Genomic DNA, 10124 nt, shown 5'->3' with positions numbered 1-10124 from the left:
TTGATCCAGCGCGTCGGCCAGTCCTGTCGCAGTTGCTTTGCCGCAAGTTGCAATGAGGAAGTCGGTATAAAGTTCAAGTTCTTTAAGTTTCATGTTGTAAGGTTAACGGATTCGGGCTTTGGGTGCGTAACATCAGTTAATCTGCTTTCCTATTTATGGGGCTTGTCAGTATTTTATTTTAATGGGTGAGTATTTAAATGAAGCAAGGGGGTGATTGCAACGCGCCACTTGTTCGTGTTTTTTGTGGACTATGTATTTTTTAATCTTACAGCCCTTACAAAGCGCGCCCACCCAATGCCTTATACAGGGCGATCCAATTTGCGCTTTGCTCTCTTTGCAGTGCCAGCAAACGAGTTTGGGCGGCTAGCTCATAGCGCGCTACTTCTGCAACTTGCAGCTGGCTGGCACTGCCCACCTTGTATAGGGCTTGGCTGGCTTTGAGCTGCACACGGGCGTAGCTGAGCTGGTGTTCTAATTCTGCGGTTCTGTGTTGGCTATCATCCAAACGCAGCATATATTCTTCTATTTCACGCACGGCTTGGCGTACTTGTAGCTGGTAATTGGCGGTGGCCTGCTGGTAGCGGGCAAAGGCTGCGTCTTGCTTAGAGCTAAGTTCGCCTGCATTAAAAATGGGGATATTAAAGCTGATGCCGTAAGACCAGTTACGGCTATCTAGATTAATGCCTTCGCTGATTTGGCAGCCCACACAAATCATGCCAAGCAAAGAGGCGGATGGATAGCGCGCAACTTCACGCACCGCAACTTCGGCGGCTGCCGCATCCAAGCTGTAGCCCGCCATGCGGATATCGGGGCGCTCGGCCAGCACTTCGGCGGGAACATTTTTAATAGCAAGGGCTGGGCGAGCAGGCATCAGCCCAGCTTCAGCTGCCAGCATCTCACCAAGCTTGGCTTCCGGCATGCCAGTCAGTGCCACCAGTGCTTTGAGGGTGACGCGGCATTGCGTTGCTAACTCGGCCAAATGATAGCTAGCATCACTGGCCTCGTTATCTGCTTTGGCGGCATCCACCACGCTAGCAAGGCCCACATCCACTTTACTATGCAGCAAGCTAGCGCTGAGTTTTTGCGATTGCAGCACTTGAGCGGCTAAGTTTGCCTGCCCTTTGCAAGCACGGTAGCCCACCAAGGTATTGGCTACTTCGGCGGCTAGGCTAGCCTCGGTAAGCAGCTGTGCGCTTTCGCTGCTGGCTATATTGGCGTAAAAGCTTTGCTTGGCTGCAGCAATCCCACCCCAAAGATCTAGCTCCCAGCGGGCATCAAGTCCTAGGCTGGCTAAATTTTGGGCCGCGCCAGGATCGGGCAAGTTATGTAAGCTACGATTGTAGCTAGCGGTGGCGCTGACATTGGGCCATAAATGAGCGCCAATCGCGGCTGCCTCTGCACGGGCTTCGCTAATTTTAGCCTTGGCTTGCGCCATACTTGGGTGGCTAGCCAGCGTTTGTTTCAGTAAAGTATTTAGCGTTGGATCCTGCCAACTGGCCCAGCTGTTGGTGGTTTGCAGCGATGCTAGATATGGGGTATTCCACTCGCTGGCCGTAGCTAGATCGCTATCTGCCGGTTTAGGGATCGTCACTGCGCAGCCTGATAGTAGACAAGCCAATCCTAGCAAGCGGAACAGGTGCGGCATACAGATCCTTGAGCAACACGATAGGTGGTGGGATAGTTGTTATTTTTGGGCATAGTTTGTGCTGGTCACTATGCTAAATGAGTCATATTACTAAGGCAACCGTGGTTTGACATTTATAACATATTGATAAAAATATCATTACTTGTTTGCAACTGTCGTAAGATGGCTTGATCTACTCTTTATTGGGTGGTAGCCAAATTTTTATCGTAAATGTTTTATGCGGCAATCTCGCCAGATTTGCCGTCTAATGCTAATCTTCGTGTAGTTTTATTACAGGATTTGTTCGATGGCAAAAGGTAATCTATTTGTGGTGACTGCACCTTCCGGCGCAGGCAAAACCACCTTGGTCGCAGCGCTGCTTGCTGCAGACCAAAACGTGCAGTTATCCGTATCATTTACCACCCGCGCACCACGCCCAGGTGAAGTGGATGGTAAGGATTATCATTTTGTGGCGCGTGAAGTGTTTGAGCAAATGATCTTAAACGGTGATTTTCTTGAGCATGCCGAGGTTTACGGCAATTACTACGGTACCTCGCAAACATGGATTAATAAGGCTATTGATACTGGACGCGATATTTTGCTAGAGATCGATTGGCAGGGCGCAGCGCAAGTTCGTCGTTTATTTCCAGATGCTGTTGGGCTGTTTGTTTTGCCGCCTTCGGTTGAGGTATTAGAGCAGCGCTTAAAAAACCGTGGCAAAGATAGCGATGAAGTGATTGAGCGCAGAATGGCGGTAGCAAAAGAAGAAATCAGCCATGTGGAAGAGTTTGATTACGTGATTGTGAACGAGCATATCGACGAAGCCGTGCGCGATATCGTTAGTGCTGTGCGGGCAGAACGTCTGAAATTGCATCGCCAAAGCACCCGTCACCAAGTGCTAATCAGTAGCTTAAAAGCGGGCTAAGCTCCATTTATAATATGAAGTTTGCAGATTCACTGGGCAATTTCCTTATGAAGCAGGCTATTTTCTGCTAGAATTGAGGGTTAGTCGCAGCAATTTGCGAATCACCATCACAAGGGACACTGCCATGGCTCGCGTTACCGTAGACGACTGCCTTAACCGCATCGAAAATCGTTTTGATTTGACCTTAGCTGCAGCTTACCGCGCTCGCCAAATTGCAAACGGTTCTACTCCACAGATCGAGCACAATGGCCGTGAAAAGCCAACTGTACTTGCTCTACGTGAAGTAGCCGCTGGTTTGGTAAGCAAAGATATCTTGATTAAGCGCTCTTAAGCTTTTCTGGCCCAGCTTGCTGGGCCTGTTTTTTTTGGGCTTTGAATATGGAAATGTTACTAGCAGATATTGATTTGCCAGAGTTGGCGAGTACAGCTCCGGAAGTGTTCGCCGATGCAAATCGTTTTTTATCGCTAAACACCTCGTATTTAAAGCTAGAAGACCGGCAGTTTTTGGCCGCCGCGTTTTGTTTTGCCGATGCTTCGCATCGGGGCCAAACTCGCCGCTCTGGCGAGCCTTATATCTCACATCCGCTCGCCGTTGCCACCATTCTTACCCAATGGAAGCTCGATGCCCAAGCTTTGGCAGGCGCATTGCTGCACGATGTGATGGAAGACAGCGGTGTTACCAAACTAGAACTCACTGAAAAATTTGGTAAAACAGTTGCCGAGCTCGTCGATGGCATGAGCAAAATCGATAAGCTTGAATTCCAAAGTAAAGAAGAAGCACAGGCAGAGAATTTCCGCAAAATGCTCTTAGCCATGGCGCGTGATTTACGCGTTATGCTGATTAAACTTGCCGATCGTTTGCATAATATGCGCACTATGGATGCGATGCGTCCAGATAAGCAAAAGCGTATTGCGCGTGAAACGATGGAAATCTATGCACCGATCGCCAATAGAATTGGCCTGAACAGCGCCTATCAAGAATTAGACGATTTAGCTTTTAAATATTTGCACCCAAATCGCTATGGGGTATTGTCTAAGGCATTAAAAGCCGCACGCGGTAATCGCCGCGAAGTGGTGGGTAAGATTTTAGATTCGATTAAAGATAAATTGGCTACGGCTAAAATTGAAGCCAGCGTCACTGGGCGCGAAAAAAATCTCTATAGCATCTATCGCAAAATGCAGGAAAAACAACTCAGTTTTTCTGAAGTGCTAGATATCTATGCGTTTAGAGTGATTGTAAAAGACGTGCCTACCAGCTATCTCACGTTGGGCTCCTTGCACGCTTTATTTAAACCAATTCCAGGCAAATTTAAAGACTATATTGCGATCCCCAAAGCCAATGGCTATCAAAGCCTGCATACCACGCTATTTGGCCCTTATGGTACGCCTATTGAGATTCAAATTCGCTCTGGCGATATGCACCGCATTGCTGATGCAGGCGTGGCTAGCCATTGGATGTATAAAAGCGGCGATGAGGGTTTTTCTGATGTGCAGAAAAAAACCCATCAATGGTTGCAATCTTTATTGGAAATTCAAGCCGAATCCGGCGATGCAGTTGAGTTTTTAGAACATATCAAGGTTGATCTATTCCCCGATCAGGTCTACGTATTTACCCCTAAGGGCAAGATTTTTAATATGCCTGCCGGATCAAGCTGCGTTGATTTTGCCTACGCCGTGCATTCAGATATTGGCGATAGCTGTATTGCGGCAAAAATTAACCATGAATTAGTGCCATTACGCACCCGCTTAAAAAATGGCGATCAGGTGGAGATTGTTTCTGCGGTGCACGCACGGCCAAATCCCTCTTGGCTAACCTTTGTGACTACCGGCAAGGCCAGATCGCATATTCGGCATTTCTTAAAAGGCATGCGCTTTGAAGAATCAGTATTGCTGGGTGAGCGCTTATTGGCCCAAGGCTTTGCTAATTTAAATCAGCCTTTGCAAAATGTCAGTGATGATGTGTGGGATCGCTATTTAAAAGAAAATGGCGAAAAATCGCGTGAAGTAGTGAAAGCGGAATTAGGTTTGGGTAAGCGTTTGGCGGTTGTGGTAGCTAAACGTTTATTGCAATTAGCCGGTAGTTGGCAAGATGAAGCTGCCTTAGGGCGTAAACCCGCAGCGGTTGCTGTACGTGGTGGGGAAGGCATGGCGATTCAATGCGCGCGATGTTGTAATCCTATCCCTGGCGATCCTATTTTAGGTTTTGTTAAAAAAGATCAAGGGCTCGTGATTCATACTCATGATTGCCCGCAAATTGCCCATGGCCGAATTGATAGCGAAAAGCTCATTGATGTGGAATGGGATGCTGATGTGAATCGGCTATTTGATGTGCCTGTGCGTATTTTGGCGCAAAATGATAGAGGCACTTTAGCGCAAATTGCTTTGGCTATTGCCGATGCCGATGCCAATATCACTGCCGTGGCTACCCAAGAGCCAGAAGGCTTTTCTGAGCGCTATATGCAGATTCAATTTACCTTGCAGGTGAGTAATCGTACGCATTTAGCCAAGGTGATGAAAAACCTTCGTCAATTACCTTCGGCTTATCGCATTCAAAGAATGCGAGCATAGCGTTTAATTTTTTATATCTTAAATAAAACACATCATGCAAATCTCAATAAATGGCGAAGCCCGCGAATTTACCGCTCCACTTACCCTGCTGGATTTAATAGCTTTGCTTGAGCTCAAGGGCAAGCGGATTGCAATCGAGCAAAATGGCGAAATCGTACCTAAAAGCCAGCACGCCACCACGTATCTTAGCGAAGGCGATGTGTTAGAAATGGTGGTTGCCGTCGGTGGTGGTTAAGTTAGGCTAATGGGCGAGTATAAAACTTGCTCCTACCGTGTTTCTATTCAGAGTTAAGGGGCGTATATGTCGGATCAATTTCAAATTGCAGGCCAAGCTTATCAATCACGCTTGATTGTGGGCACAGGAAAATACCAAGATTTTGCTCAGACCCGCGCGGCGGTCGATGCCTCAGGTGCAGAGATTATTACCGTGGCGATTCGTCGGGTAAATATTGGTCAGAACGCGAATGAGCCCAGCCTGCTCGAATATCTACCGCCATCCCAATTTACCTATTTGCCTAACACCGCAGGCTGTTACAACGCCACCGATGCCGTGCGCACCTTGCGCTTGGCCCGCGAGCTATTAGACGGGCATAAGTTGGTTAAGCTAGAAGTGCTTGGGGATGCTAATACGCTTTACCCAAATGTGCGTGAAACTTTGATTGCCGCTGAAACCTTGGTTAAAGAAGGTTTTGATGTGATGGTTTATACATCGGATGACCCGATTGTGGCTAAAGAGCTAGAAGACATCGGCTGCTGCGCCATTATGCCTTTGGCTTCTTTAATTGGCTCAGGCATGGGTATCTTAAACCCATGGAATCTGCGGCTGATTATTGAATCGGCTAAAGTGCCGGTATTGGTGGATGCCGGTGTAGGTACGGCATCGGATGCCGCCATTGCGATGGAACTAGGCTGCGATGGGATTTTGATGAATACCGCGATTGCTGGCGCAAAAGATCCAATCCTCATGGCCCGTGCCATGAAGCTAGCCGTGATGGCAGGGCGCGATGCATTTCTTGCAGGGCGCATCCCAAGAAAGCTCTACACTGCCGACCCAAGCTCACCGGTTTCTGGCTTGATTGCTGCGAAGTAAATAAAACAAATCCAAACCTTTAAGCACGGAGAACACAGAGGACACGGAGTTACACAGAGAAAAGTAATTGTGCTTTATCAGCAAAGGGCTCAATTCAAAACTGTTTTTCTCCGTGAGACTCCGTGTTCTCCTTAACTCCGTGGTTCACGGTTTGGGTTTTGTTATAAAATAGCTTTAATTAGAAAACACGCCGCGCGATGCGGCGTTTTTGTTTGCAAGGAATTGAGAAATGGAACACCCAAATTATATGCGCCGTATTCGCAGCTTTGTGCTGCGCCAAGGGCATTTATCTACTGGCCAAGAGCGCGCTATAGCTGAATTTGGCGAGCAATTTTGCATTCCCTATCAGGCTGAAGTTTTGGATTTAAATGCGGCTTTTGCCCGTACTGGTCCAAAGATTTTAGAAATCGGTTTTGGTATGGGGGGCCCCACGGCGGAGATCGCCAGCAATAAGCCAGAAACGGATTACCTTGGGGTAGAGGTTCACACACCAGGCGTGGGTAGCTTGCTCAAGCTCTTAGGCGAGCAGGGCTTACAAAACGTGCGTATCGTGCAGCACGATGCGGTAGAAGTGCTAGAAAAAATGCTCGCTGCCGATAGCCTAGATGGGGCGCATATTTTCTTCCCCGATCCTTGGCATAAAAAACGCCATAACAAGCGTCGTTTGATTCAGCCAGATTTGGTGAAGCTTTTATGCTCTCGTATCAAAGCTGGCGGCTATGTGCATTTGGCCACCGATTGGGAAGACTACGCCATCCAGATGTTAGAAGTGCTTTCTAATGAGCCAGCATTGCAAAACACCGCAGCAAGCTATGCCGAAAGGCCAGATTATCGCCCGCTGACTAAGTTTGAAAACCGCGGCATCAAGCTTGGCCATGGCGTGTGGGATTTGGTGTTCAGTAAGGTATAGTGCTTGGGGCGTGGTCTTAGCCAAACTCAATACGCTTTAAATACGATGTAAGCCGCTGCGCCTGTGGTGCTTGTTCTTGCTTGCATTCGCTTTTTTACCACTGAATGGGGTATTTCGTGCAATAGCGCTTTATTTTTCCTGATACTTGCCGATAACCCAGTGATGAGCCTGTTCTTTCGTCAGAATATGGTGGGTAAAAAGTAAATAAAGCGCTGTTGGTATTGGATTCGCAGCTGTGGATTAAATACCGGCTGAGCCTAAAAGGTGGGATAAAAATGCGGATTAAACATATTTTACTGTCGCTTGCGACCATGCTGGCTTGTGCTGCTACTGCTTACGCGGATGACGGCAGTAATCAAGTCGTGTCTGCCGCTGGCTATGGCGCGCCGCCGCAAATTGAAGGTTTATCGGGTGCACAGCGCCGCTTAATGTCGATGCGTGCTTCTAAGCTGGATGCCTATCGTGCCTTGGCCGAAACGGTACAGGGTTTTAGATTGGCAGGTAATAGTACGGTGGCGGCTTTATCGGTGCAAAACGACAGCTTTCGCACCTATGTAGATGCCTATTTGCGTGGTGCACGTGTGGTATCGATGAATGCCCTGCCAGAAGGCGCTTATGAAACCATTTTAGAACTGGATATGTCTAAATTTGCTGGCGAATCTAGCTCAAATCATCCCTTTATGATGCGAGCTCGTTAGTGATCAAAGCCTGTGTGCTTAGCTGTTTGCTGCTGAGTAATAGCTATGCAGCAGAGATTGAGGGCTTGTCTGCTATTGGCGTAGGCGGTGTTCCTATGGCTAAGCAGGAGGCGATTCAAGATGCTTTGATGCAGGCATCTTTGTGGAATGGGGCAAAAGTCGAAGCCAGTAGTTTGGTTGAGGAAGGCCGCGTCAGCGAGCTGCAACGGGTGGTGCCGGTGCAGGAGCTAAGCCGGTATAAATTGCTGCGAGAATGGCGTGAAGGCAGTTTTTATCATGTCTTGATAGAGAGCGATCCAGCGCCTGAAGTGCCGCTCAGCAAAGCCCCCGTCGCCAGCGCCGTTACTGCAGTAAAACCTGCGGAGAGCATGGCTGCAGCCAATGTTTTGCCGCCAGCTGCGACACGTTATGCTCAGTGTCCACAGGCAGATTTTGCCTACAGGAAAAAACTATTATTAGCGCATTTCCAGTTGCAAAACCCAGCGGATGCCAATGATATTGTGCATTTTCAAGATGGTTTTCAGCAAGAGCTGAGCCGGCTGCTTGCCGCATCTGATCATTACCTGCCGCTGCGCACGGTCAATGAAGCCGCTTTTAATCTGCAGCCAGGCTTTTATGACCCCATATTGCAACCAGAGCGAGTGAGAGAGCTAGCCCGCCGCTATGGCACTCAGTTTGTGGTGGGGGGCGTGGTGCGGGATATTGGCCCATATGGTGAGCGCTATAGTCTTGCTTGGGGGAATGATATAAAAAGCGGCGAGCGTAGGATTAGCCCGAGTATTCCTATGTTGCAGCTTTCTAGCGGCTTGCCAAGCATTGCCCCGCTTGGGCTAAAAGTAAAACCTTCCTCGCGCCGGTTTGAGGCCGATCTCTATGTGTTTGATGGTGCCAGTGGTGCACTATTAAAACAGCAGCGCTTCACGGATTCGGCTACTGGCGAAGTGATGCAAGGCAGTGATTATGTGTTTGGATCACGGCGTTTTTATGACACTGATTTTGGTCAGATGGTTGAGCAGCAATTGGGCAAAATTGTGGCGGGTGTGGATGATGCTTTAGCCTGCCAAGCGTTTGCCGCCAGAATTAGCCGAGTCGAAAAAAACCGTGTTTTTCTTGACGCAGGCAGTACTGCTAGATTGGCTAAGGGTGATAAATTACAGCTGTTCCGCGTAAAGAGCACCAATCAAGTGGTGGCTGCGGTGAATGGGGATAGCAGTATGTCTTTGGGCATGCCAGAAGAATTGGTTAGCGCGGTGACCATTACCCAAGTACAGCCTTTGTTTGCCATTGCAGTTTTAGAAAACGGCAGCATCACCCCAGAGGTGGGGGATTATGTGCGTTTTAGTATGAAGGAATCCCGATGAAGATCCTTAGGCTAAGCATTGCGGCCACTATCGTGTTGACGATGACCGCCGTAGAAGCCTCTCCTCCCTATCGCTTTGGCCATAATGGCCGCCGAGTGTCTGCGCATGCTCCGACCCCAGCTAAGGTCACACATGGCTCTACAGCCAGCAGTAAGTCAGGGCCAACTGTGCAGGCTAGGCCACAGCCGCATGTTGAAACTTTACCTGCCACGGTTCTGACGCGCTCGGCCGCAGCACCGATGACAAGTAGTGGCATGACATACTCCGAGCCAAAATTAAGCACAGCACAAGAAAATGAGCTGCGCTGGCGGCTATACAGCTACCCTTAGGGGCAGACTGATTATTAAGCTCTGATGTTATGCATACATCATTAAAAATCAATGGGTTTACCATTTTCTCAATCAGCGACAGAGCGCATTCCGCCTAAAGACCTGCGTAACATCAGTTAAGTTGATATTGCGGCGCACCCAGCGTTGTTCTCTACGGCCATGCTTAGTTGGGCAAAATATTGCAATGACTCGCCAACCAATGCTGTTTCCAATCCTATTCATTTACCTGATTATGTCTCTTGCTCAGACAAAGCCATATATTGCATGTAGGCCAATACGCAGTGGGCGCAGCAAGCAGCGCTCCTACGGCTTATATCCATAAATGTCGATCATCTTAGGTAAACGGCAAAAAATGAGCGAGAGGCATAATCAGGTCAATTTAAGCGATGTCATTAGAGAAATCGGTTTTCTTCGGGTGGGCAAAGGGGGGTATCTTGGCCACCCTAAAAATGCTTAAGTTGACAGGATTGTTCCTCCTCGGTAATCCCCCCACAAAACCAGCTCATTTCTAAGTAGAATTTTCTCGCAGTCTTTGAGGAGCTCTACATGAAAGCAGCACGTTATTCAGATAGCCAGATTATGGCGATTTTAAAGCAAGCCGAAGCCGGTTCGACCGTTC

10 protein-coding genes are annotated in these 10124 nt (G+C 48.4%); 9 read left to right on the top strand and 1 reads right to left on the bottom strand.

The annotated features are described in order from the left end of the window. Positions 1 to 274: 274 nt before the first annotated feature. The gene (locus Q0R17_RS03670) at positions 275 to 1645 is read right to left on the bottom strand and encodes an efflux transporter outer membrane subunit (RefSeq protein ID WP_293932199.1); all 1371 of its coding nucleotides are present in this window, start codon (positions 1643 to 1645) and stop codon (positions 275 to 277) included. A gap of 286 nt (positions 1646 to 1931) precedes the next feature. Here Q0R17_RS03670 and gmk point away from each other — a divergent pair, with 286 nt between their 5' ends. The 9 genes from gmk (at position 1932) to Q0R17_RS03625 (ending at position 9505) form a co-directional block, all read left to right on the top strand. Beyond that, a complete protein-coding gene (gmk, locus tag Q0R17_RS03665; RefSeq protein ID WP_293932197.1) occupies positions 1932 to 2549 on the top strand; it encodes a guanylate kinase in 618 nt (205 codons plus the stop codon). Between the two features lie 124 nt (positions 2550 to 2673). Then, entirely contained in the window at positions 2674 to 2880 is a 207-nt protein-coding gene (rpoZ, locus tag Q0R17_RS03660) for a DNA-directed RNA polymerase subunit omega (protein WP_130106914.1), read from the top strand. 53 nt (positions 2881 to 2933) lie between these two features. Further along, positions 2934 to 5117, top strand: coding sequence for a bifunctional (p)ppGpp synthetase/guanosine-3',5'-bis(diphosphate) 3'-pyrophosphohydrolase (locus Q0R17_RS03655; protein ID WP_374759853.1), 2184 nt, complete (start codon positions 2934 to 2936; stop codon positions 5115 to 5117). Positions 5118 to 5151: 34 nt separating this feature from the next. Then, positions 5152 to 5352 carry a sulfur carrier protein ThiS gene (thiS, locus tag Q0R17_RS03650; RefSeq protein WP_293932192.1) on the top strand — a complete coding sequence of 67 codons (201 nt, stop codon included), beginning with the start codon at positions 5152 to 5154 and terminating at the stop codon, positions 5350 to 5352. 66 nt (positions 5353 to 5418) lie between these two features. Beyond that, positions 5419 to 6207 (top strand): thiazole synthase, encoded by a 789-nt coding sequence (locus tag Q0R17_RS03645; protein ID WP_293932191.1) that lies wholly within the window; start codon positions 5419 to 5421, stop codon positions 6205 to 6207. Between the two features lie 229 nt (positions 6208 to 6436). Then, the gene (gene trmB, locus Q0R17_RS03640; RefSeq protein ID WP_293932189.1) at positions 6437 to 7117 is read left to right on the top strand and encodes a tRNA (guanosine(46)-N7)-methyltransferase TrmB; all 681 of its coding nucleotides are present in this window, start codon (positions 6437 to 6439) and stop codon (positions 7115 to 7117) included. A gap of 275 nt (positions 7118 to 7392) precedes the next feature. After that, positions 7393 to 7815, top strand: coding sequence for an LPP20 family lipoprotein (locus Q0R17_RS03635; protein ID WP_293932188.1), 423 nt, complete (start codon positions 7393 to 7395; stop codon positions 7813 to 7815). Further along, complete coding sequence (locus Q0R17_RS03630; RefSeq protein ID WP_293932186.1) at positions 7815 to 9176, top strand: flagella assembly protein FlgT middle domain-containing protein; 1362 nt, start codon at positions 7815 to 7817, stop codon at positions 9174 to 9176. The genes Q0R17_RS03635 and Q0R17_RS03630 overlap by 1 nt, the downstream gene beginning before the upstream one ends. Next, positions 9173 to 9505 (top strand): hypothetical protein, encoded by a 333-nt coding sequence (locus Q0R17_RS03625; RefSeq protein WP_293932184.1) that lies wholly within the window; start codon positions 9173 to 9175, stop codon positions 9503 to 9505. Before Q0R17_RS03630 ends, Q0R17_RS03625 begins: the two co-directional genes overlap by 4 nt. Positions 9506 to 10124: the final 619 nt, after the last annotated feature.

It is taken from the genome of Iodobacter sp. (genome assembly GCF_025352645.1).
Taxonomy (GTDB): Bacteria; Pseudomonadota; Gammaproteobacteria; order Burkholderiales; family Chitinibacteraceae; genus Iodobacter.
Note: the sequence above shows the minus strand (reverse complement) of the source record. Positions and strands in the feature narration are given on the sequence as shown.